The organism is Duganella lactea (genome assembly GCF_009857505.1).
In the GTDB taxonomy this organism is placed as follows: Bacteria; Pseudomonadota; Gammaproteobacteria; order Burkholderiales; family Burkholderiaceae_D; genus Rugamonas; species Rugamonas lactea.
This window is the reverse complement of sequence record NZ_WWCP01000006.1, coordinates 101665-123851: the sequence shown is the minus strand read 5'-3', so window position 1 is coordinate 123851 and position 22187 is coordinate 101665. Positions and strand designations below refer to the sequence as shown.

Here is a 22187-nt window from a genome sequence, read left to right as displayed (position 1 = left end):
CGCATGAAATCCGCTATCAAGAAAACCCTGTCGCTGACCGTGCTGGCCAGCAGTTTGCTGAGCATGGGCGCTATCGCCGCCGCCAACGATGCCGCCACGCTGGGCCAGATCCGCGACAGCGCCATGCAAAGCGACTGGGCCTACGAACGTCTGGCCGACCTGACCGACCTGGTAGGTCCGCGCCTGTCCGGCTCGCGCGGCGCCGAGGCGGCGGTGGAGCAGGTGGCGGCAGCGATGCGCAAGCTGGGCGCCAAGGTGACGCTGGAACCGGTCAAGGTGCCGCATTGGGTACGCGGCGAAGAGAAAGCGGAGCTGGTGGAGTATGCCGGCCGTCCCGCCGGCATCACGCAGAAAGTGGTGCTGACCGCGCTGGGTGGCTCTGGCGCCACGCCGGCCGCCGGCTTGACCGCGCCGGTGATCGTGGTGCGCAGCTTTGAGGAACTGAAAGCCAAGGCGGCGCAGGTCAAAGGCGCCATCGTGTTGTTCGACGTGGTGTTCGACCAGGAGATGGCGGAGCGCGGCCATGCCGGCCCGGCCTACGGCGCCGGTGCGCGCTTCCGCACGCAAGGGCCGAAGGCGGCCGCTGAACTGGGCGCGGTGGCCGCGCTGGTGCGCTCGGTCGGCGGCGCCAACTACCGCATTCCGCACACTGGTGTGACGCTGCTGGCCGACGGCGCGCGCATTCCCGCCGCCGCCGTCACGGCGGAGGACGCGATGCTGATTGATCGCCTGTCGGCCCGCGGCCCGCTGAAAATGCACCTGACCCTGACGCCGCAGACCTTGCCCGACGCCGACAGCTTCAACGTCATCGCCGACCTGCCGGGCACCGACAAGGCCGACGAAGTGGTGATCGTCTCCGGGCACCTGGATTCGTGGGACCTGTCCACCGGCGCGCATGACGATGGTACCGGCGTGGCCGGCGCCATGGCGGTGATCGACACCTTGAATAAACTGAAGCTCAAACCGCGCCGCACCATCCGCGTGATCGCCTGGATGAACGAGGAAAACGGCACCCAGGGCGGCAAGACCTACTTTGAAAACAATAAGAACAAGGTGGAAAAACACTTCGCCGCCATCGAGTCCGACAGCGGCGCTGGTCGTTCATTCGGCTTTGTCGGCAGCGTGACGCCGCCGATGGTCAAATACTTCGCGCCACTGACGACCGCGTTGCAGCCGATCGGCGCCGGCATCTTCGAACGCCGCGACTACACCGGCGCGGCCGATACCAGCCCGCTGGAACACGCCGGCGTGCCGGTGTTCATGCCGCTGGTCGACGCCAGCTCGTACTTCAGCTACCACCACACGCCGGCCGACACGCTGGACAAGGTTAGCCCGCTGGAGTTGAAGCGCCATGTCGCCGTCATGACGTCGCTGACCTGGTACCTGGCCAATATGGACGAGAATATCGGCCGCACGCCGAAGCAGGATTAAGCATGGCCTCGGAATCGGCGTTTGCCGCCTGTGATAAGATTGCGGCATGACTGTCCTGTTCCGATCCCTCGTCGTCTGGCTGGTGCTGCTGGCGGTCCCTTATCAGGGATACGCGGCGGCACAGATGATGCTGTGCGCCGTCGCGGCGCCAGCGTCGGCCAGCCATGCGCAGATGGTCATGCCATCCGGGCCGCACGATCACGCGGCCATGATGGCGGCGATGGCGCAAGCCAAGCCGAAAGCCAACGATGGCGCGGCCTCCCACAGCAGCATGAAATGCAGCGGTTCCGCGTGCTGCGCGGCCGCCGCGCCGGTGCTGACGCTGCAAGTTGCCGAACCCGCGTTGCCGATGGCATCGCGCGTGATTCCTTTCTATTCCGGCTTCCTGCCCGCGGTCGATCTGGCCCATCCGGAACGTCCCCCTCAAGGCCACTACGCCTGATCACGCGACAGCTCCGTCCACGAGCTGGATTTTCCATTGATTTTTGAGGTAGAGGACATGACTTCTCTGTATAAATTCGCCAGTGGCGCCGGATTGGCGCTGCTGTTGAGCGGCTGTGCGTCGCTGTCCGGTGATGGTGGCTTCAGCACCGCCGCCGGCATCAGCGAGCCACGCACCGGCGCCCGCGCCAGCGTCGAGGGACGCCTGCCGCGCAACGAAGACGACGCGCGCGCGCTGGCCGCCGTCATCAGCAAAAAACTGGCGCAGCCGCTGGCCGCCGACGATGCGGTGCAAGTGGCGCTGCTGAACAACCGTGGCCTGCAGGCCAGCTACTGGTCGCTGGGCGTGGCCGAGGCGGATCTGGTGCAGGCCGGCCGCATGCAAAATCCGGTATTCGATTTCAAGCGCAGCCACGGCGGCGGTGAAGTCGGCTACGAGCGCACGCTGACCTTCAATCTGGTCAGCCTGATCACCGCGCCGATGGCTAGCCGCATCGAGGGCCGGCGCTTTGAACAGACCAAGCTTTTGGTGGCCAACGAGGCGCTGAAGGTTGCCGCCGACACGCGCCGGGCGTGGGTAGAGGCGGTGGCCGCCACGCAGCTTGCCGACTACGCCAAACAGGTCGAAGCGTCGGCGCAGGCCAGCGCGGAACTGGCGGGACGCATGCGCAAGGCCGGCAACTGGAGCGCGCTGGATCAGGCGCGCGAGCAGGCTTACCATGCGCAGACGGTGGCGGAGGTCACGCATGCGCAGAAAGCCGCTGTCGCCGCGCGTGAAAAACTGACAAGGTTGCTGGGCCTGAGCGGCGAACAGGCCGCCGCCTATCGTCTGCCGGATCATCTGCCGGATTTGCCGGCCGCACCGCGCGAGCTGGCGGACGTCGAGCAGACCGCCGTGAACGAACGGCTGGACATTCAGGCCGCCAGGCTGGATACCGAACACACCGCATCCACGCTGGGCCTGACCCGCACCACGCGCTTCGTCAACGTGCTCGATCTGGGCGCGGTACGCAATACGGAAGGCGGCACCGCCACGCGCGGTTACGAAATCTCGCTGGAGATTCCGTTGTTTGACTGGGGCTCGGCGCGCGTGGCGCGAGCCGAGGCGACGTATATGCAATCGGTGAATCTGCTGACGCAAGCCGCCGTCGATGCCCGCAGCGAGGCGCGCGAAAGCTATGCCGACTATCGCGCCTCCTACGAGCTGGCGCGCCACTACCGCGACCATGTGGTCCCGCTGCGCAAACAGATCTCGGATCAAACGCTGCTGCGCTACAACGGCATGCTGATGAGCGTCTTCGAACTGCTGGCCGATGCGCGCGAACAAGCTACCGCCGTCAGCGGCTATATCAACGCGCTGAAAGACTACTGGACCGCCCAAGCCAACCTGGAGGCCGCGCTGGGCGGCCGTCTGCCAACCAATACAGGAGTAAAACCATGACCAACCGCAGATCTTTCTTGAGTGGCGCGGCCCTGATCGGCGCCGGCATGGTGACCAAGGCAGGGGCGGCATCGCTGCCGGAAGCGCATGTGCATTCGACCGCCACCACCGCAGCCCCGGTGGCGCCGCCGAACGGCCGGCCGTACAACCCGGTCGTCACGCTGAACGGCTGGACGCTGCCCTGGCGGATGAAGGATGGCGTCAAGGAGTTTCACCTGGTGGCCGAGCCGGTGGTGCGCGAGATCGCGCCGGGCATGACCGCCAATCTGTGGGGCTACAACGGCCAGAGTCCTGGGCCGACCATCGAGGTGGTGGAGGGTGACCGTGTGCGCATTTTCGTCACCAACAAGCTGCCGGAGCACACCAGCGTGCATTGGCACGGCCAGCGCCTGCCGAACGGCATGGACGGCGTGACCGGTCTGACGCAGCCCGGCATCCCGCCGGGGAAAACCTTTGTGTACGAATTCGTCGCCAGGAACGCCGGCACATTCATGTATCACCCGCACGCCGACGAGATGGCGCAGATGGCGATGGGGATGATGGGTTTCTGGGTGACGCATCCGCGCGATCCGAAGCTGCATGCGGTGGACCGCGATTTCGTCTTCTTGCTCAGCGCTTACGATATCGATCCGGGCAGCTACACGCCGAAGATCAATACGATGACGGACTTTAATCTGTGGACGTTTAATGGCCGCGCCTTCCCCGGCATCGATCCGATGGTGGTGCGCAAAAACGACCGGGTGCGCATCCGCGTCGGCAACCTGACCATGACCAATCATCCTGTGCATCTGCACGGCCACACGTTTGAAGTGACCGGCACCGATGGCGGCTGGGTGCGTCCATCGGCGCGCTGGCCGGAGGTGACGACGGATGTCGCGGTCGGCCAGATGCGGGCGATCGAGTTTATCGCCGACGAACCGGGCGACTGGGCCTTCCACTGTCACAAATCGCATCACACCATGAACGCGATGGGGCACGACGTGCCGACCATGATCGGCGTTGACCATAGCGGCGTGGCACAGAAGATCAACAATCTGGTGCCGGGCTACATGGTCATGGGCGACAAGGGCGCCGCCATGGGCGACATGAAGATGCCGCTGCCGGAGAACACGCTGCCGATGATGACCGGCACCGGGCCGTTCGGCGGTCTGGAAATGGGCGGCATGTTCACGGTGGTGAAGGTGAGGGAAGGTCTGGCGCGCAACGACTACAAGGACCCGGGCTGGTACCCGCATCCGCAAGGCACGGTGGCCCGCGAATGGACCGGCGAACTTCCCGCCGCGCCGCGCGCGCCCGATGCGCCGCCAGCGAAGCCGTCAACCCCGGCGGACGTGAAGCGGGACGGTGATATGCACCATCATCATTAACGCTGCGGGTGCAGACTTCACCTGACAGAACTTGTCAGATGAGTTAGAGTTTCGAGACGCCGGTATGATGTGCTGCTCTAGTGCTCCAATGCCGTTCAGTTAAGCGCTGTCGTTCCCGCCTTCGCGGGAATGACGCGGTGGTTTTCGGCTTAACTGAGCATCATTATGATTGACGCTCGCACTTGCGCCGCCGATTCTGAAGTTAAATTTATTGCCAAAATAGAGAAAAAATGAGTTTTCTAAGCGATGTGTCACCGCTGTTAATTCCCATAATCGCGCTGCTTGTCCCGATTGCGGGAGTCATTGCATGGGCCACAGTAAAAATTACACGAATGAATTTATTGCATGAAACAGTACGTCATTTGAGTTCGAATGGCCAGCCCATCCCACCAGAGCTATTAGCTGAGATAACGGGGCGCAAGTAATCCAACAAGTTAATTGGAAACAAAGGATAACGTGCAATGAAGCTCATCTTCAAAAAGGGCAGTGGAAAAACTGATCTGATGGAGGTCGTACGTGAAGGGCAGCCGTCCGAGTTGGTCGATTGCCCGAAGCAGGGAATTATTCCGCACGACATGGTGCATTACGCGGTGGAACACACGCTGAATGCTCGTGGATTTCTCACCAGAGTAAAGGACGGCGAGGCGGCTGCTTTTCAAATGCAGGGCGAGGCACAGAGCGATGCGGTCGAGCGCCTTGTCGAAGTTTTCCAGGGAGACGCGTGGTCTGGTGGGAACGCACCCGCGTCGGATCTGCTCGAAATGTACCGCGTCACGTGCAATGCCAGATCGTGCTCTATGCTCGATGTTGATACAGTAGCGATCTCCGAAGTGCGTGATGTGATTGCTGACCTGACCGAAAAGTGGAAGGCGGTGGCCGTCGGTGGCTTCCTCGAACTCGGTTTTGCCCAGTGATGTCAGCACACCTTAACTAGACTATCGCGCGGACGCCTTGCTCATAGCTCCCTCCCTTCTCAACGCGATACGGCTTGCGCACGCTCATCATGAATTCCATTGGGGCTAAACAGAAAAACACTAAGAGAAAATTTCCTCAGGTTAATTACTTCCAAATTTTCCATGTTGATGTGGTTTTGTTGGGATAATGCGGTTCTTGAGGTGTTTTGAAAGTGTGATGAGTGGCTACCACCGACGTATCGACCCTGTTTTTCGGCATGACAATCAACTTGTCGATCATGGCCGTGGCACTGCCGTATTTCATGGGACGAGTGAATCTCGCCGCGCGGTATGCACAGGCCGGGATCGCGATGCAAACGGTGGGTTGGATTCTGCTGCTCTGGTCAAGCACCTTTGAGCGGGGCGCCTGGGTCGATCATACGCTTTCGGCTATCTCGATGGGCTGTGTTTCGGGCGGCATGGTGTTCAACGCCATGGCCTTTCAATTATGGTACGGCCGCAAGGCCATTGCTCATGTGCCAGTCGCTATCGCCGTGCTGATGACCGTGGGCTACACCATCGGTTTTTCCAGTTATTCCTTCAGGGTAGGTTGGTCCAACGGCCTGCTGGCATTGCAGATTGCGGCCATCATATTTTCCCTGTGCCGAGCGCCCAAGGTGCCAGTAGGGCGCTGGCGCTGGCTCTTAATCATATGCCTGACAGTTCAGATGCTGGTGCTGGCCTGCCGCGCCGTGCTCGGCGCGTTCTACACCGCGGAGTTCCCGAATTTTTTCGGACCGTACATGGTCAACCGCGTGTTTGCCTTGTCATCGAACTCGATGATGATGATGTCGGTGGTGGCCATCCTTCTGGCGCACCGCGACGAGGCGGCGCGTGAGTTGGAACGCTTGGCTACCTTGGACGGTTTGACCGGCGCCTTGAATCGCCGGGCTTGGTTACTGAAAGCCGACATCGACCTCGCCAACAGCTTGCGCTATCAGCAGCCGCTCGGCGTGCTGATGCTTGACCTCGACTATTTCAAGCAAATCAACGACACGCACGGCCACGCCGGTGGCGACAGCGCGCTGCAGGTTTTTGCCAATTGCTTGCGTGCTGTGGGGCGCGCCGGTGATCAGTTCTGCCGTTACGGCGGCGAGGAATTCTGTGTGCTACTCAACCGCGCCGACTTCGCCTCGATCATGGCTTATGACGAACGCATGCGCCAGTGGTTAGCGCAGCATGCGATGAAGGAACTGGGCTTTGAGCTCTCGTACAGCGGCGGCATCGCCATGCGGATGCACAACAGCGACACCATTGAAGACATGCTGCAGCGTGCCGATGTCGCCCTCTACCAGGCCAAGTCGGCGGGGCGTGGCCGCACGCATGCCGTCCCGGATCTGGTCTGCGCATCAATCCAGACCAGCCTCGCCTGATGCGAATGGGGCAACCGATATGAGATTTGATCGATCTCGACGGATTTGCTACCATGGACAGCTCTATGACCAAACCCTCCCGCTACCCGGAACCCTTGCTGTTGCTGCCTTATATCGGCAAGTGGACTGTGCTGGCGTGCCTGATCGCCGCGCTCGGTGGTACAGCGTCGGCGTTCTTCCTGTTGTCGCTCGATTACGCCACCCACTGGCGCGAAACCCATCCCTGGATCATCTGGTTGCTGCCACTGGCCGGTTTCGCGGTCGGCTGGATTTACCTGAAGGTCGGTAGCAGCGTTGAGGCCGGCAATAACCTGCTGCTCGACGAAATCCACGATCCCAAGAACATCGTGCCGCTGCGCATGGCCCCGCTGGTGCTGTTCGGCACCGTGGTGTCGCATTGGTTTGGCGCCTCGGTCGGGCGCGAAGGCACGGCGGTGCAGATGGGCGGCACGCTGGCCGACCAACTGACACCGATCTTCCGGCTGCGCCACAGCGAACGCCGCATCGTCCTGATGGCCGGTATCAGCGCCGGCTTCGCATCCGTGTTCGGCACGCCGCTGGCCGGGGCGATCTTTGGTCTTGAAGTGCTGGCCATCGGACGCCTGCGTTACGACGCCATCTTCCCCTGCATGGTGGCGGCGATCGCGGCCGACCAGGTGGGCATGGCGTGGGGCGTGCATCACACGCACTATGCCATCAGCACCATCGCGCCGATCACGTTCTGGAGCGTGGCTGCCGTGCTGGTGGCCGGCATCGTGTTTGGACTGGCGGGCATGGCCTTCGCCAAATCCACGCATGCCGCGTCGGCCTTCATGAAGCGTCACATCGCCTATGCGCCGCTGCGGCCGATGGCAGGCGGCGTGGTGGTGGCGCTGGCGGTGTGGTGGCTGGGCACGCGCTACATCGGCCTGGGCATCCCGGTGATTGTCGAGGCGTTCCGGCAGCCGGTGGCGCCGTGGGATTTTCTCGGCAAATTTGCTTTCACGGTGGCGTCGCTGGGCAGCGGTTTTAAAGGCGGCGAGGTCACGCCGCTGTTCTACATCGGCGCGACGCTGGGCAATGCGCTGGCGCCGCTGCTGCAACTGCCGTTTGCGATGCTGGCGGGACTGGGCTTTGTGGCGATATTTGCCGGCGCGGCGAACACGCCGCTGGCGTCGACCATCATGGCTATCGAGTTATTCGGCCCGCAGATCGGACCTTTCGCGGCGCTGGCCTGTGTGGTGGCTTACCTGTTTTCGGGCCATAGCGGGATTTATCGCTCGCAGCGTATTGGCCTGCTTAAACACCGTCTGCCGCCAGTGGCGCGCGACCGCAAGCCGCCTTCGTCGTAAGACGGCGCTTGCCTTGCAGGCGTTCTATGGATTCCCACTTTCGTGGGAATGACGTCGGTTGGTTTGCTTGTCTGGCAGTTATCGCTGGTTCATGTCATAATATCGGGCTAGCTTGGGCTCCGATGGTGAAATTGGTAGACACTGCAGACTTAAAATCTGCCGCCGCAAGGCGTGCCGGTTCGATTCCGGCTCGGAGCACCAGCCCCCCATTCAGCCGATACCGTAAAACACCATGCCAGGTCGAGCCGATCCAATGGCTTGCAACCTCAACGATCAAGCGCGCTACATGGTTCGCTGGCAGTCAGTCTTCCACCGATGGCGGCAACAGGCAGCTTGCCCGTCGCTCTACGGGGATTCATTTGGCGGCGTGGCCTGATCCGAGAAGTGGTCGAAGATCAGGCTGCGCAGCCATTGGTTGCCGGGGTCGCGGTGGTACTTGGCGTGCCAGAAGACGTTGATATTGATCGGCGTCTTGACCACCGGATGCTCAACGTAACGCAGCTTGAACGGCTCCACGCAGGCATGGGCAAAGCGTTCCGGTACGCTGGTGATCATGTCGGTGGTGCTGATGATGTGGCCGACCGCGACGTAATGCGGCACCGTCAGTTTGACCTTGCGCTTGATGCCTTTGCGTTCGATGGTCGCATCCATGTCGGCGTGGCCGGTGCCGGCTGCCACCACCACCACGTGGTCCGCCGCGCAGAATTCATCAAGCGTTATTGCTGGTTTATCCAACGCGTGCCCGGCGCGGAACATGCAAACGTAGCGCTGGTGGAACAGCCTGCGCTGGAAGAATCCCGCCTTCAGTTGCGGTAGCAGGCCGATCGCCAGGTCGACGTGGCCGGCCTCCATCTCATCGCGCAGGTTGACCGCTGTATTGCGGACCGAACTCACGGTCACGCGCGGCGCCACTTTGGTCAGCACATCCATCAGCTTGGGCAAAAAATAGATTTCCCCGATATCTGTCACGCCCAGCGTGAACTTGCGATTGCTGGTCAGCGGATCGAAGCTGTGTTTGTCGTTGAGCGAGCTGTGGATGGTGCTCAAGGCATAGGCGATCGGCTCGGCCAGTTGGTTGGCGTAGGGCGTCGGTTCCATCCCTTTCGAGGTGCGCTGGAACAGTTCATCCCCGAGCAGCAGGCGCAGACGCTTGAGCGCATTGCTGACCGCCGGTTGGCTCAGGCCGAGCTTTTCCGCCACGATGGACACCCGCCGTTCCATCAACAGTTGATGAAAAACCAGCAGCAAATTCAGGTCTACGTCTTTTAGTTCCATAAAGCAATATTCATTTGAGTGATTTTATTCATTCACCAGATTCTATATATTTATATTACCTCAGTTCCTATACTCGTAAAAAAAACAGAACGACGAGACATGGATCGAATGATGGAACTGATCGTACAACCGTTGGGCCAAAGTGTGTCCGTGAACCCCGGCGACAACCTGCTGGCCGTCCTCCGCGAAAACAATATCCCGATTTCCTACAGCTGCACCGCTGGTCGCTGCGGTACCTGCCGCTGCAAAGTGCTGGAAGGCCGGGTGCTGGAATCGGGCCAGGAAGCTAAGCTCACCAACCCGAACGAAGGCCGCTATGTGCTGGCCTGCATGAGCACGCTGAACGAGAGCTGCGTCATCGAAGTCCCGGAGCCGGATGAGATCGTGACGCACCCGGCGCGCATCGTCAAAGCCGAGGTGGTGGCGATCGAAGACGCTACCCACGACATCCAACGCATCGTCATGCGCAGTGCGAAGCCATTGTCGTTCTCGCCGGGTCAGTACGCGATGCTGCAATTCACGCCGCAACACATCCGTCCGTACTCGATGGCCAGCCTGGACTCCGACGGTCACCTGGAGTTCCACGTCCGCCTGGTGCCCGATGGCCGTGTCACCGGCTACATCCGCACCAGCCTGAACGTGGGCGACAGCGTGCGCGTCAGCGGTCCGATGGGCACCGCCTATCTGCGCCGCAAGCATGCCGGCCCGATGCTGTGCATCGCCGGCGGAACAGGACTGGCGCCGGTGCTGTCCATCGTGCGCGGTGCGCTGGCGGCCGGCATGCGCAACGAGATGCATGTCTACTTCGGCGTGCGCTCACCGGCGGACATCTACTGCGCCGACCAACTGGCCGCCATGGCGGAGCAACATCCCAACCTGCACGTACAAACCATCGTCGCGATGGGTGGCCGTGACGGCGTGCATCGTCGTGGTCTGGTCACCGATGCGGTGGCCGAGGACCTGCCCAATCTCGCCGGCTGGCGCGCCTACCTGTGCGGCGCGCCGCCGATGGTCGACGCCGCCACACTGCTGCTGCGTCGACGCGGAATTCAATCAGAACACGTCTATGCCGACGCGTTCTATGCCAGTGCCACCTGATGGAGACCCCGATGAACTCGAATACCAAGGCCGCGACGCAAGATCCGGCACGCGCACAATTTTATCGTCGCATCGATGAATATAACCTGACGCCCTTGTGGGAAGTGCTGGGCACGCTGGTGCCGAACACGCCGCGTCCCAAGCAGGTACCGGCGCTCTGGCGCTATGCCGATGTGCGCGAGCACGTGATGGAGTCGCGCAAGTTGATCACCGCGGAGGAAGCGGTGCGCCGCGTCCTGATCCTGGAAAACCCCGCACTGCGCGGCAACGCGTCGATCACGCAATCGCTGTATGCCGGCCTGCAAATGATTATGCCGGGCGAAGTGGCGCCAGCGCATCGCCACACTCAGACAGCGCTGCGTCTGGTGCTGGACGGTGAGGGCGCTTATACCGCTGTCAACGGCGAGCGCACCACCATGCATCGCGGCGACTTCATCATCACGCCGGCATGGACCTGGCACGACCACGGCAATCTCGGCGACCAACCGGTGGTCTGGCTGGACGGTCTTGACATACCGTTGGTGCGTTTCTTCGACACGGGTTTTCACGAGCACGGCGATCACGCCACGCAGGAAACCGCGCGTCCGGAGGGGGACGCGCTGGCCCGTTACGGCAGCAATTTGCTGCCGGTGGACTTCCATCAGGAGTCCAGTGAGCCCACCAGGATCTTCGTCTATCCCTACGCGCAAACCCGCGCCGCATTGACTGCGATCGCCGCCGGCGCGCCGGCTGACAAACATCTCGGCCACAAGATGCGCTACGTGAACCCGGCCACTGGCGCGTCGCCGATGCCGACCATGGGCGCCTTTGCCCAGCTGCTGCCGGCCGGCTTCAAGACGGCACCATACCGCTGCACCGACGGCACCGTCTACGTCTGCCTTGAAGGCGCCGGTAGCGCGCAGATCGGTGAGCAAACCTTCGCTTTCGCCGAGAGCGACGTCTTTGTCGTGCCGCCCTGGTACACGTTGACGTTGAACGCCGGCAGCGAAACCGTCCTCTTCAGTTTTTCCGATCGTCCGGTCCAGCAGGCGCTGGGCATGTGGCGCGAAGAAAAGCTTTAATCCACGCCACGCATAACGATAACCATTGGAGCAAATCATGCAATACGCCATGCCACCAGCCGCCATCAATACGCTGGAAATCGCCGGTCAGGACGCCGCGTTCCCGGTCAACCGCATCTTCTGCGTCGGCCGCAACTACGCCGCGCACGCCATCGAAATGGGCAAGGACCCAACGCGCGAAGCGCCATTCTTCTTCATGAAGCCGGCCAATGCGGCGGTACGCGCCGGCGCCGAGGCGATCACCATCGCCTACCCGCCGAAGACCGCCAACTATCATCACGAGATTGAGCTGGTGGTGGCGATCGGCAAAGGCGGCGCGAATATCCCGGTCGAGCAGGCGCTGGAACACGTGTACGGCTACGCCGTCGGCCTCGACATGACCCGCCGCGACCTGCAACTGGAGGCGCGCGACAAAGGCCGCCCATGGGAATTCGGCAAATCGTTCTCGCAGTCGGCGCCGATCGGTCCGCTGCATACGGCGAGCGCCATTGGCCATCCACAGAGTGCCGCCATCACGTTGACGGTCAACGGCGCGCCGCGCCAGGGCTCGGACATCAATAAGCTGATCTGGTCGGTGGCGGAATCGATCGCCTACCTGTCGCAGTACGAAACGCTGGAAGCGGGCGACATCATCATGACCGGCACGCCGGAGGGCGTGAACGCCGTGGTGGCGGGCGATGAAATGCGTGGCGCCATCGCCGGCCTGGGCGAGATCGTCGTCCGCGTCGGCAAAGGGAAAGAGCATGAATAAGCAGCCCATTTTTCCCATCAAGCCGGTGTGGGATCAACCGGGTTCCAGCCGCATCCCGTTCTGGGCCTATACCGATACCGACCTGTACAAGCGCGAGCTGGAACGCTTCTTCTACCAGAACCACTGGTGCTATGTCGGCCTGGAAGCAGAGGTTCCCAACCACGGCGATTTCAAGCGTACCGTGATCGGGGAGCGCTCGGTGGTCATGGTGCGCCGCGAAGACGGCGGCATCAGCGTCGTGGAAAACGTCTGCGCCCATCGCGGCATGCAGTTCTGCCGTGAACGCCACGGCAACAAGAAAGAGCTGGTCTGTCCTTATCACCAGTGGAACTACAACCTGAACGGTGACTTGCAGGGGGTGCCGTTCCGCCGTGGCGTCAAGCAGGACGGCAAGGTCAACGGCGGCATGCCGAAAGACTTCAAGACCGAAGAGAACAGCCTGACCAAGCTCAAGGTCGCTACCCGTGGCGGCGTGGTGTTTGCCTCGTTCGACCATGATGTCGAGCCGCTGGAGGACTTCCTCGGCCCCGAAATCCTGTCGTACTTCGACCGCCTGTTCAACGGCCGGCCGTTGAAGATCCTCGGCTACAACCGCCAGCGCATTCCGGGCAATTGGAAGCTGATGCAGGAAAACATCAAGGACCCCTACCATCCGGGCTTGCTGCACACCTGGTTCGTCACCTACGGATTGTGGCGCGCCGATAACAAGTCGTCGCTGCGCATGGATGCGCATTGCCGCCACGCCGCCATGATTTCCACGCGCGGCACCGGCGGCCAGAAGGCCGAGGTCACCGCTGGGGTTACCAGCTTCAAGGAAAGCATGGAGATCGAGGACAAGCGCTTGCTCGACATCGTGCCGGAATCCTGGTGGGGCGGCCCGACCGCGGTGATGATGACGGTCTTCCCGAGCGTGATCTTCCAGCAGCAGGTCAACAGCGTATCGACCCGCCATATCCAGCCGAACGGCAACGGTTCCTTCGATTTTGTCTGGACCCACTTCGGCTTCGAGGACGACAGCGAGGAAATGACGCAGCGCCGCCTGATTCAGGCCAACCTGTTCGGACCGGCAGGCTTCGTCTCTGCCGATGACGGCGAGGTGATCGAATTCTCGCAGCAGGGTTTCGAGCAGAAGCCGTTCCACCGCGCGCTGGCGGAACTCGGCGGCACGGAATGCGAAGACACCGAGCACATGGTCACGGAAACGCTGATACGCGGCATGTACAACTACTGGCGCAAAGTGATGGAGGTGTGATCGTGAGCCAACTGCAAACCTATTTCGACCTTAGCCAGCTGCACGCGGCCTATAGCGCCGCCGTCGACAGCAACGACTGGGACCGCTGGATCGCCTTGTTCATCGATGACTGTGAGTACAAAGTGCAACCGCGCGAGAACTACGAACGTGGCTTCCCGCTGGCCACGCTGGCCTTGCTGAGCAAGGGCATGCTGCGCGACCGCGCCTACGGCATCCGCGAAACGCTGTTCCACGACCCGTACTACCAGCGTCACGTCGTCAGTCAACCGCTGATCATCAGCGACGACGGCGACGTTATCGTGACCGAGACCAACTACACGGTGTTCCGCACCAAGTTGAGCCAGGAAACCACGGTGTTCAATGCCGGTCGCTACCTGGACCGCGTGCGCCGTACGGCCGACGGCCTGCGACTGGCGTCGCGACTGTGCATCTACGACACCGAGATGATACCTAACTCACTTATTTATCCGATCTGAGGCGGCCATGACGACACAAACCTGGATAGACGCGGTCGCGCAAGACGCGATACCGGACGAGGATGTGATGGCGGTTGACGTGGGCGGGCGCGAGCTGGCCTTCTACGGTGTCGACGGCCAGGTCTATGTGACCGACAACCTCTGCACCCACGGCCATGCTCGCCTGAGCGATGGCTTTTTGGAGGGCACCGAAATCGAGTGCCCGCTGCATCAAGGAAAGTTCGACGTCTGCAGCGGCAAGGCGATGTGTGCGCCGCTGACCGTGGACCTACGGACTTACCCGGTCAAGATCGAAAACGGCCGGGTATTCGTCGACCTCGGCGACATCTGAACCACTAAAAAATAAACAGGAGACAAAGATGAAAACGAAGCATAGTTGGGCAAGTCTGGCCCTGTGCGGCATGCTGTGCACCGCCGGCGGCGCGATGGCGCAAATCAAGGTCGGGTTGATGGCGCCGCTGACCGGTAGCCAGGCGGTGGTCGGTCAGGATCAGGTGGATGGCTTCATGTTGGCGCTGGAGCAGGCCGGCGGCAAATTGGGCGGCCAGGCGGTGCAAGTGTTCAAGGAGGACGATCAGCTGAAGCCGGAAATCGGCAGCCAGGCTGTACGCAAGCTGATCGATAAGGACCGCGTGGACGCCATCGTCGGCCTGAGCTTCTCGAACGTGATGATGGCCAGCCTGAAAAGCCTGACCGAATCGGGCACCGTGGCCTTGCTGACCAACTCCGGTCCGTCGCCTGTCGCCGGCGCCAGCTGCGCGCCGAATATCTTCTCGGTCGCCTGGCAGAACGATGGCGCCGCCGAGAGCATGGGCAAGTACATGCATGACAAGGGCATCAAGCGGGTCTACCTGATGGCGCCGAACTACCAGGCCGGCAAGGACATGCTGGCCGGCTTCAAGCGCTATTTCAAGGGCGCAGTGGTCGATGAGGTTTATACGCAGGTAGGCCAGTCCGACTATTCTTCGGAGATCGCACAACTGCAGGCTGCCAAGCCTGATGCCGTGTTTGCCTTTTATCCGGGCGGCATGGGCGTCAACTATATCCGTCAGCTAAGCCAGGCGGGTTTGCTGGCCAAGCTGCCGAACTATTCCGTCTTCACCGTGGACGGCGTCACCCTGCCGGCGTTGCGCGATGCCGCCGTCGGCACCACCTTCGGCGCCATGTGGGATGCCGCGCTGGATAATCCCGACAATCGCGCCTTCGTGAAAGCGTTCACGGACAAGTACAAGCGCGTCCCGAGCGAATATGCGGCGGCTGCCTATGATGCAGGCCGGCTACTGAACGTCGCGGTCGGCAAGCTGCAAGGCAAAGCGGGCGACAAGCGTGCCCTGGCCGCCGCCGTCAAGGCGTCCGGTGACCAGTTCCGTTCGGTGCGCGGACCATTCAGCTTCAACAAGAACAATCTGCCGATCCAGAATTATTACGCCTTCCAGGTGGTGAAGGAGGGCGGCGCACCGGTCGTCAAGAACGTGGCCACGCCGTTGACGCAGCATCGCGATGCCTACGTCGCGCAGTGCCGCCTGCCGTAACGGAGCGGATCATGAGTATGAGTCTTGTATTGACCCAACTGCTCAACGGCTTGCAGCTGGGCGTGCTGCTATTCCTTCTGGCGGCTGGGCTGACATTGGTGTTCGGCATCATGAGCTTTGTAAATCTGGCCCATGGTTCGCTGTATATGCTGGGCGCCTATTTCGCCGCCAGCGCATATACCCATACGGAGTCGTTCGGTCTGGCGCTGCTGGCGGGCGTCGGCGGCTGCGTGGTGCTGGGCTTCTTGCTGGAGCGGCTGGCGATCTCCCGGCTGTACCGGCGCGATCACCTCGACCATGTGCTGGCGACCTTCGGCATGGTGCTGTTCTTCAATGAGCTGGTACGGATGGTCTGGGGGCCGCAGCCTTATTTCCTGCCGGTGCCGGCCTTTCTGGAAAGCACGGTCGATCTGTTGGGCATCAGCTACCCGTCGTACCGCTTCGCGATCATCGTGGTCGGTTTGCTGGTGGCCTTGGGCGCACACCTGTTGATGCACAACACCCGGCTGGGCATGTTGATCCGCGCCGGCGCTGTCAACCCTGCCATGGTCGGCGCGCTGGGCGTCGATATCAAGCGCCTCAACGCCTGGCTGTTTGCACTCGGCGCGGCGCTGGCCGGCCTGGCTGGGGTCATGGCCGGGCCGATCCTGTCGATCCAGTCCGGCATGGGTGAACCGGTGCTGATCACGACCTTGGTCGTAATCGTCATCGGCGGCATCGGCTCGATTAGCGGCGCCTTCTACGCCGCCTTGATCGTTGGCGTGGCCGACACGCTGGGCCGTGCCTTCCTGCCAGCCTTGCTGCGCGAAGTCGCCAGCCGCGAGGTGGCCAATGCGGCCGCTCCAGCGCTGGCCTCGATGCTGATTTATGTGTTGATGGCGCTGGTGCTGGCCATCCGTCCGCAGGGCCTGTTCCCTGCAGGGAGAAATTGATGTCCTTCATATCCTTGAAACCTGCCACAGGCGTTCCGCTGCTGCTGGTGCTTGCGCTGGCGGCCGTGCCGGTTGTGGCGCAGTTGACCGGACAGCCGTTCTATCTGGCTTTCTTTGCCCGTATCATTATCTATGCGATTGCCGCCAGTGCACTGAATCTGGCGTTGGGATTCGGTGGCATGGTCAGCCTGGGCCATGCCTTATTCCTCGGACTCGGGGCTTACAGTGTGGCGATTCCGGCATACCACGGCATCGACAACGGCTGGGTGCATTTGCTGTGCTGCGTGCTGGTGTGCGGCCTGGTCGGGTTAGTGACGGGGGCGGTCAGCCTGCGCACCTCAGGCATCGGCTTCATCATGATCACGCTGGCTTTCGCGCAAATGGGGTATTTCGTGTTCGTCAGCCTGAAGCAGTATGGTGGCGACGACGGCACCACCATCGCCGCGACCAGCAAGTTCTTCGGCGCCGACCTGGGCCAAGCCGGTACGGTGTACTGGGTGGCGCTCGCTCTTCTGGCGCTGGTGCTGTGGTGGACCGCGCGCCTTCGCGTGGCGCCGTTTGGCATGGTGCTGCGCGGGGCGCGGCAGAATCCGCGTCGCATCAATGCGATCGGCTTGCGCAGCACGCGCTATCAGCTGGTGGCGTATGTGTTGTCGGCCGTCGTGTGCGGTGTGGCCGGCATGCTGCTGGCCAATCTGACCGCGTTTGCATCGCCATCGACGCTGACCTGGATGGTGTCCGGCGATCTGATTGTCATGCTCGTACTGGGCGGCATCGGCACCGTCTATGGGCCCTTGCTCGGTGCGCTGGCATTCCTTGGCCTGGAAGAAATGCTGAAAATGACCACCGAATACTGGATGGCCGTATTTGGCCTGGCGATTGTGCTCATCGGGCTCGTGGGCAAGGCCGGCATAGCCGGGTTGCTCGACAGCTGGGGCGCGCGTCACCCCCGCCCCAACGCAGCGCAACCCAAGACGGCGGTGGCGGTGGGAGATCAGCCATGAGCGCGCTCCAGACCTCGGCGCTGGTCAAGCGCTATGGCGGCATCCTCGTGACCGACCACGTTGCGCTGGATATCCGTCCCGGCGAGTTGCATGCCATCATCGGCCCTAACGGCGCGGGCAAGACCACACTGATCAACCTGCTGTCGGGCGAGCTGGCCGCCAACAGCGGCACCATCCATTTTAACGGTGAGGACGTCACCGCGCTGCGAATCGATCAACGCGCGCGGCGTGGCTTGCTGCGCTCGTATCAGATCACCTCGATCTTCGAGCAATTCTCGGTGCGTGAAAACCTCGCGCTGGCGGCGTTGGGGGCGCGTGAACATGGCTTCCGCTTCTGGCAGCCGCTGCGCGGTCGTCGCGATCTGGCACAGCAGACGGAGCAGGCGCTGGCGGCGAGCGGCTTGGCGCCGCAGGCGGAAATATCGGCCGGCGATCTCGCCTATGGTCAGCGGCGCCAGCTGGAACTGGCGATGGCGTTGGCTGCCAAGCCCAGGTTCCTGCTGCTGGACGAACCCATGGCCGGCATGAGCGTGCAGGAGTCGCAGGCTGTGGTGCGGATGCTGGCTGGGCTGAAAGGCAAGTATTCGATCCTGCTGATCGAGCATGACATGGATGCAGTGTTTGCGCTGGCCGACCGTATCACGGTGCTGGTCTACGGCAAGGTGATTGTCACTGGCACACCGGACGAGATCAGGAATCATCCCGAAGTCAAGGCGGTTTACCTCGGAGAGGAGGACATCGCAGCATGAATACGCTACTCAAAATCGACGGTTTGCAGGCATCTTACGGCCATGCGCAAGCGTTGTTCGGCGTGTCGATGACGGTCGATGCCGGCCAGGTCGTCACGCTGCTCGGGCGTAACGGCATGGGCCGTTCGACCACCATCAAGTGCCTGTTCGGGCTGTTGGCGGCGAAGGCCGGCAGCATCGTCTTCGGCGGCCAGCCGCTGGCGCGCATGGCGTCGCACCAGATCGCGCAACTGGGGCTGGGACTGGTGCCGGAAGGGCGACAGATTTTCCATAACCTGACGGTGGAGGAAAACCTGGTGGCGACCGCCCGCGCGCCGCGCGCCGCCAACCCGCTGGCGCCATGGACCCTGCCGCGCGTCTATCGCTTCTTCCCACGACTGCAGGAGCGGCGCGGTAACCTGGGCTGGCAATTGTCCGGCGGCGAGCAGCAGATGCTGGCCATTGGCCGCGCGCTGATGACCAATCCGCGTCTGCTGGTGCTGGACGAGGCAACCGAAGGACTGGCGCCGATCATCCGCACCGAAATCTGGAACGCGCTGGCGGCGCTGAAACAGCAAGGTCTGTCGCAAATCGTGATCGATAAGAACGTCGGCGCACTGCTGAAGCTGGCCGATCGCCACTATGTGCTGGAGCGCGGCGCCGTGGTGTGGCGTGGCGACTCACAGCAACTGCGCGCCGAACCGCAAATCATTCACCAATACCTCGGAGTATAAAATGGCAGAACGCGTGCTTCACAATTATTTTCGCAGCTCGTCGGCTTATCGCGTCCGGATCGCGCTGAACCTGAAGGGACTGGCATACGAATATGTACCGGTGCACCTGAACCGCAACGGCGGCGAGCAGTTCGGCGCGCCGTTTGTCGCGCTCAATCCGCAACGCCTGGTCCCCGTGCTGAGCGAGCAGGGCGTCAACCTCAGCCAGTCGCTGGCGATCATGGAGTACCTGGAGGAACAATACCCGTTGCCGGCGCTGCTGCCCGCATCGCCGGCCGACCGTGCCTATGTGCGGCAACTGTCGCTGGCAATGGCGTGCGATATCCATCCACTCAACAACCTGCGCGTGCTGAAATACATTTCCGGCGCGATGGGCCAGTCCGACGAAGCCAGGCAAGCCTGGATTGCACACTGGACCAAGGCTGGACTGGATGCCCTGGAACAGGAGCTGGCACGCGCGCCGCAGCGTGGTCGCTTCTGTTTCGGCGATACGCCTACCATGGCGGACTGTTGCCTGGTGCCGCAACTGTTTAATGCGCAACGCTTCAATATCGATCTGGCGCCTTATCCGACGCTGCGGGCGATTGATGCCGAATGTCAGAAACTGGCGGCGTTCGCGCAAGCCCATCCCGCGCACCAACCCGACGCCGAATAAGCGACGTCGTTAGCAGTACCAAACCATAAAAACGGAGACAACAATGAAAAATGCGATTCAAGGCGCCGCCGCACTGCTGGCCGTAATGAGTGCCGGCACGGCGATGGCGCAAAGCGCGGTCACCATCTACGGCTTGCTGGATGAAGGTGTCGTGCACACCACCAATGCCGATGCCGCCGGCCACTCGATGACGAAAATGCCAAGCTTGACCGGTTCTTTCCCTTCGCGTGTCGGTGTTCGCGGAACGGAAGATCTGGGCGGCGGCTTGCAGGCGGTATTCACGCTGGAAGCTGGCCTGCAGATGGATACTGGCACTCTGAGTCAGGGCAATCGCCTGTTCGGGCGCCAGGCATCGGTCGGCCTGAAGGGGGATTTCGGCACCGTCACGCTTGGCCGTCAGGTCAATATGACGTTTATGGCGATGCTCAAGTCGGATGTCATGGGGCCAAACCTGTTCTCGATCAGCAGCATCGACCCGTATATCCCCAACGCGCGCAGCGATAACGCGGTCGGCTACTACGGTGGCTTCAACAACGTGGTCGTGGGGGCGACGTACAGCACTGGACGGGACAGCTCGTCGGCGGGTGGTCCGGGCGGCACCAACTGCGGCGGTGAAGTCGCGGGCAACGCCAAGGCATGCCGGCAGGTCACTGGCCTGGTGGGTTATGAAACCCCGGCCTACGGCTTCAACGTTGCTTACGACATCATGTACGGCAACACCGGCGCGGCGAACGGCCTGACCAGCAGCAATAACAGCGACAAACGCCTGATGCTCAACGGTTACGTCAAAGCTGGCGAAGCCAGGATCGGCGCTGGTGTCATGGATCGAAGCACGCATGCGGCCACGGGGCTGATTGAGACGGATCTGTACTATTTGGGCGTCAGCTATCCGCTGACGCCATTTGTCACGCTCGATACGCAGGTAGCGCGCCGCAACCAGAAAAACAGTGACAATGACGTCAACCTGCTGGTCGGCCGCCTAAGCTATTATTTCTCCAAGCGTACCGCCGTGTATGCGGCACTGGGGCGGATGAAAAATAGCGGCACCTCGGCGGTATCGTTGGATACGGGCGGAACAGTCGGAGCGGGGAAAACCCAGAACGGCTTGATGACCGGCCTGCGCCACACTTTCTGAGGCTCCGCGGACGTTATCCGAAGCATACCCGCGCCTGCCCAGTCCGACGGTTTAAGCTCTTCAAACACGACGTAGAACGAGTTGGCACCGGTGCCGGTTTGAATCATCCTCAACAATTGCGATGAACTATCCCGCTCCATGCTGTGCATATCGAACGACCGACATTTCATTCCTTCGATACACTATGCGACACAAATTGGAGATGTCATGCTTAATTGGAGATGTCATGCTTAACCTCAGTCAACAAGAACGCGCGCAACTCAGTTCTCATGGCGCTCTTTGTTCGGATGCCGACGGAAATGAAATCCTCACCGGGCTTACTTCACGTGAATCCATTTTTGTTCTGCGGTATCAAAAAATTTTTGATGACAGACGGTCAGCGGCTCACCAACGTTCCTATCTCCAACTTCGTCAGAGACATGCGACGGCCTGCGCTGCGATAAGAGACGCCACCGGGGAAAAATTAATGGCCAATGTCGAGTTGGCACTTGACCAAGCCCTGGAATACAGCTTTCCGGCAAGCGACCCGGTGGCGATATCGATAACCAGCATCAGGCAAGAAAAATAGCGGTGCCGATGCTGGCTGGCGCTGTCATATGGTGCCCGGGCCCAGCTACCCCATACGAATAAAAATCGGGCATACGTGGGGTGATGCAGACCACGTCATATTAAGCGGGAATCGAGGTCGGCACCGCGTAGTGCTCAGTGTGTCCAAAGTGCTGGGTGTAGTCGAGCAGGGAAATCACCTGCGGCCGCAAAACGATGAACAGCAAGCCTGGCCATGGTAGTGTCTGGGTATCGGAAATCACCTTAGAATATTCCGGGTACTTTCGCAGCAACAGCGTTGAAGCCAGTTGAAGCTCTTCAGTCTCGTTCAGCATGCTGGCCTTGGCATCAACCGAAATGCCCTGTATTTCCGCCCACGCACCATAGGGGCGGTTGACCACATAGGCCACTTGCGCATCATGTTGTATATCGTGGGCTTTCTGGCTATCGAGTGAAATGGAGCAGTAAGTGTTCAAACCGTTATTGGCATAGCTCAGCGTTGAGGCATGAGGGCTGCCATCCGGCCGGATCGACGCCAGGACCAACTCCCGCCCGGCGCGCAATATCCCTTCCGCCCAATGGGCCCTGTCTTGCGTGATGTCATCCATTTGTCTCTCCGGTGATCGCCACTATGGTGCCGCAAGGGCAGCGTCCAGTCCCAATTGAAAATC

23 protein-coding genes and 1 tRNA gene are annotated in these 22187 nt (G+C 61.5%); 22 read left to right on the top strand and 2 right to left on the bottom strand.

Annotated elements, in window-relative coordinates; genetic code table 11:
• The first annotated feature begins 3 nt into the window (after positions 1 to 3).
• The 8 genes from GTP44_RS08005 to GTP44_RS07970 all read left to right on the top strand — a co-directional run bounded on the left by GTP44_RS08005 (position 4) and on the right by GTP44_RS07970 (position 8538).
• Complete coding sequence (locus tag GTP44_RS08005) at positions 4 to 1431, top strand: M20/M25/M40 family metallo-hydrolase (RefSeq protein ID WP_161019020.1); 1428 nt, start codon at positions 4 to 6, stop codon at positions 1429 to 1431.
• Between the two features lie 46 nt (positions 1432 to 1477).
• Complete coding sequence (locus tag GTP44_RS08000; protein WP_161019019.1) at positions 1478 to 1873, top strand: hypothetical protein; 396 nt, start codon at positions 1478 to 1480, stop codon at positions 1871 to 1873.
• A 57-nt stretch (positions 1874 to 1930) separates the two neighbouring features.
• On the top strand, positions 1931 to 3313 hold the full coding sequence (locus GTP44_RS07995) for a TolC family protein (protein WP_161019018.1): 1383 nt from the start codon (positions 1931 to 1933) through the stop codon (positions 3311 to 3313).
• Positions 3310 to 4680 carry a multicopper oxidase family protein gene (locus GTP44_RS07990; protein ID WP_161019017.1) on the top strand — a complete coding sequence of 457 codons (1371 nt, stop codon included), beginning with the start codon at positions 3310 to 3312 and terminating at the stop codon, positions 4678 to 4680. Before GTP44_RS07995 ends, GTP44_RS07990 begins: the two co-directional genes overlap by 4 nt.
• Before the next feature lie 461 nt (positions 4681 to 5141).
• Positions 5142 to 5594, top strand: a complete 453-nt coding sequence (locus GTP44_RS07985) for a hypothetical protein (RefSeq protein WP_161019016.1) — start codon at positions 5142 to 5144, stop codon at positions 5592 to 5594.
• 221 nt (positions 5595 to 5815) lie between these two features.
• Positions 5816 to 7006, top strand: coding sequence for a GGDEF domain-containing protein (locus GTP44_RS07980; protein WP_161019015.1), 1191 nt, complete (start codon positions 5816 to 5818; stop codon positions 7004 to 7006).
• A 65-nt stretch (positions 7007 to 7071) separates the two neighbouring features.
• Entirely contained in the window at positions 7072 to 8337 is a 1266-nt protein-coding gene (locus GTP44_RS07975) for a voltage-gated chloride channel family protein (protein WP_161019014.1), read from the top strand.
• A gap of 116 nt (positions 8338 to 8453) precedes the next feature.
• A tRNA-Leu gene (locus GTP44_RS07970) sits at positions 8454 to 8538 on the top strand.
• 144 nt (positions 8539 to 8682) lie between these two features.
• Here GTP44_RS07970 and GTP44_RS07965 read toward each other — a convergent pair.
• The gene (locus GTP44_RS07965; RefSeq protein WP_161019013.1) at positions 8683 to 9612 is read right to left on the bottom strand and encodes a LysR family transcriptional regulator; all 930 of its coding nucleotides are present in this window, start codon (positions 9610 to 9612) and stop codon (positions 8683 to 8685) included.
• Positions 9613 to 9723: 111 nt separating this feature from the next.
• On the opposite strand from GTP44_RS07965, the gene GTP44_RS07960 reads away from it, so the two are divergent.
• The 14 genes from GTP44_RS07960 to GTP44_RS07895 all read left to right on the top strand — a co-directional run bounded on the left by GTP44_RS07960 (position 9724) and on the right by GTP44_RS07895 (position 21538).
• Positions 9724 to 10710 (top strand): 2Fe-2S iron-sulfur cluster-binding protein, encoded by a 987-nt coding sequence (locus tag GTP44_RS07960; RefSeq protein ID WP_161019012.1) that lies wholly within the window; start codon positions 9724 to 9726, stop codon positions 10708 to 10710.
• 11 nt (positions 10711 to 10721) lie between these two features.
• The gene (gene gtdA, locus GTP44_RS07955) at positions 10722 to 11771 is read left to right on the top strand and encodes a gentisate 1,2-dioxygenase (RefSeq protein WP_229256828.1); all 1050 of its coding nucleotides are present in this window, start codon (positions 10722 to 10724) and stop codon (positions 11769 to 11771) included.
• Positions 11772 to 11808: 37 nt separating this feature from the next.
• A complete protein-coding gene (locus tag GTP44_RS07950; protein ID WP_161019010.1) occupies positions 11809 to 12522 on the top strand; it encodes a fumarylacetoacetate hydrolase family protein in 714 nt (237 codons plus the stop codon).
• A complete protein-coding gene (locus GTP44_RS07945; RefSeq protein WP_161019009.1) occupies positions 12515 to 13774 on the top strand; it encodes an aromatic ring-hydroxylating dioxygenase subunit alpha in 1260 nt (419 codons plus the stop codon). Before GTP44_RS07950 ends, GTP44_RS07945 begins: the two co-directional genes overlap by 8 nt.
• Complete coding sequence (locus GTP44_RS07940) at positions 13771 to 14250, top strand: aromatic-ring-hydroxylating dioxygenase subunit beta (RefSeq protein ID WP_371867177.1); 480 nt, start codon at positions 13771 to 13773, stop codon at positions 14248 to 14250. Before GTP44_RS07945 ends, GTP44_RS07940 begins: the two co-directional genes overlap by 4 nt.
• 7 nt (positions 14251 to 14257) lie before the next feature.
• Positions 14258 to 14581 carry a non-heme iron oxygenase ferredoxin subunit gene (locus GTP44_RS07935; protein ID WP_161019007.1) on the top strand — a complete coding sequence of 108 codons (324 nt, stop codon included), beginning with the start codon at positions 14258 to 14260 and terminating at the stop codon, positions 14579 to 14581.
• A 28-nt stretch (positions 14582 to 14609) separates the two neighbouring features.
• Positions 14610 to 15782, top strand: a complete 1173-nt coding sequence (locus GTP44_RS07930) for an ABC transporter substrate-binding protein (protein ID WP_161019006.1) — start codon at positions 14610 to 14612, stop codon at positions 15780 to 15782.
• A gap of 11 nt (positions 15783 to 15793) precedes the next feature.
• Entirely contained in the window at positions 15794 to 16714 is a 921-nt protein-coding gene (locus tag GTP44_RS07925) for a branched-chain amino acid ABC transporter permease (RefSeq protein ID WP_161019005.1), read from the top strand.
• Positions 16714 to 17718, top strand: coding sequence for a branched-chain amino acid ABC transporter permease (locus tag GTP44_RS07920; RefSeq protein ID WP_161019004.1), 1005 nt, complete (start codon positions 16714 to 16716; stop codon positions 17716 to 17718). The genes GTP44_RS07925 and GTP44_RS07920 overlap by 1 nt, the downstream gene beginning before the upstream one ends.
• Positions 17715 to 18467: an ABC transporter ATP-binding protein gene (locus GTP44_RS07915; RefSeq protein WP_161019003.1), complete on the top strand. Its 753-nt coding sequence runs from the start codon at positions 17715 to 17717 to the stop codon at positions 18465 to 18467. Before GTP44_RS07920 ends, GTP44_RS07915 begins: the two co-directional genes overlap by 4 nt.
• Positions 18464 to 19180 carry an ABC transporter ATP-binding protein gene (locus GTP44_RS07910; RefSeq protein WP_161019002.1) on the top strand — a complete coding sequence of 239 codons (717 nt, stop codon included), beginning with the start codon at positions 18464 to 18466 and terminating at the stop codon, positions 19178 to 19180. The genes GTP44_RS07915 and GTP44_RS07910 overlap by 4 nt, the downstream gene beginning before the upstream one ends.
• 1 nt (position 19181) lies before the next feature.
• A complete protein-coding gene (gene maiA, locus GTP44_RS07905; protein ID WP_161019001.1) occupies positions 19182 to 19835 on the top strand; it encodes a maleylacetoacetate isomerase in 654 nt (217 codons plus the stop codon).
• 43 nt (positions 19836 to 19878) lie between these two features.
• Positions 19879 to 20970, top strand: coding sequence for a porin (locus GTP44_RS07900; RefSeq protein WP_161019000.1), 1092 nt, complete (start codon positions 19879 to 19881; stop codon positions 20968 to 20970).
• 226 nt (positions 20971 to 21196) lie between these two features.
• A complete protein-coding gene (locus tag GTP44_RS07895) occupies positions 21197 to 21538 on the top strand; it encodes a hypothetical protein (RefSeq protein ID WP_160989825.1) in 342 nt (113 codons plus the stop codon).
• 100 nt (positions 21539 to 21638) lie between these two features.
• On the opposite strand, the gene GTP44_RS07890 is transcribed toward GTP44_RS07895, so the two are convergent.
• Complete coding sequence (locus GTP44_RS07890; RefSeq protein ID WP_160989826.1) at positions 21639 to 22124, bottom strand: pyridoxamine 5'-phosphate oxidase family protein; 486 nt, start codon at positions 22122 to 22124, stop codon at positions 21639 to 21641.
• Positions 22125 to 22187: the final 63 nt, after the last annotated feature.